This is a genomic window from Taylorella asinigenitalis ATCC 700933 (assembly GCF_000687755.1).
Lineage (GTDB): Bacteria > Pseudomonadota > Gammaproteobacteria > Burkholderiales > Burkholderiaceae_B > Taylorella > Taylorella asinigenitalis.
Window position 1 is genome coordinate 1 of record NZ_JHXN01000051.1, and the last position, 1,111, is coordinate 1,111.

General features: G+C 63.7%; 1 protein-coding gene. It reads left to right on the forward strand.

Translation table 11 applies throughout. The annotated features are described in order from the left end of the window. Positions 1-1,103, forward strand: a 1,103-nt coding sequence (locus tag T432_RS09075; RefSeq protein ID WP_211246946.1) for a GGDEF domain-containing protein, incomplete at its 5' end; no start/stop codon positions are given. Positions 1,104-1,111 lie beyond the last annotated feature (8 nt).

A 1,111-nucleotide genomic window follows, 5' to 3' on the forward strand; every position in this document is an offset into this window, starting at 1 on the left:
AGACCTTAATGTTCCTGAGTGAGACTCCGATTTCAAGAACTTGTGACCCTCAGTCGGTTACGTTGCCGCTCGTGACTTCGCAAGCCCCCTCTTCCCAAACGCGCGGCAACTCGGGCCAGCGCTGGCTGGTGTCCGTGCTGGCCCTGGGGGCACTGGCCGTTCAACTGCTGGCCTTCATCCGGTCCTGGCGCAAACACGACGAGTTTCAACTGCTGGTGGGAAGCGGCGGGATTGCGCTGGTCATCGCTATTTTTATCGTCAACTGGCGTCTGCCCAGTCCCATGTCGCTGGTCTGCAGGCTGGCGGTGCTGACCCTGAGTGGGCGCATCGCCGCCGACATCGTGCAGGACCTGCTGGAACATTCATGGACCGGCAGCATCGTGCTGCTCGAAGTCCAGATTCTCGGTATGGTGCTGTTTGCCATTTTGCCGACCCGGCTCGCGGCGCCGTTTTCGGCTCTGCTGTATGTCCTGACCGTCGCCAGCGCCGTGAATGCAAATGTCCGCGTGCCGACGGAGCTGGGGCTGCTCGCCGTGGGCCTGGGCACCGCCGCGTTCGCCGCCCGCTACAGCCACTATGTCAACGAGGAACAGGTCCGCAGCGCCTACCTCGAAGGTCAGCTCGCTTGGGACGCCCTGACCGGCACCCTCAGCCGCCGGGGGCTGGAAAAGAAACTCGGGACGCTCTGGCGCACCTCGTCGCCGGAGCAAACCCTGCTGCTGATGGTGGATGTCGACCACTTCAAGGGCGTCAACGACTCCTACGGACACCTGACCGGCGACCAGGCGCTGCAAATGATCGGCGTGACGCTGCGGGCCGCCGCCTCAGAACATGCACTTATCGGTCGCTGGGGCGGCGAAGAATTTGTGATGGTGTTGCCGTGCCAGAGCGCCCGCGAACACCAGCAGGTCACCGAGCAACTGCTGCACACCATCCGCACGCTGCGGGTAGACCATCTTCCGCCCCTGACCATCAGCGCGGGGGGCGCCACCTTCGCCGAGGCGCCCAGCCTGGAAGCGGTCATCGCAATGGCGGATAGCCGGCTCTATCAGGCCAAAGATGGAGGACGAAACCGCGCCGTCTTGCCGGTGCCGGTAGAGTGAGGGTTTTA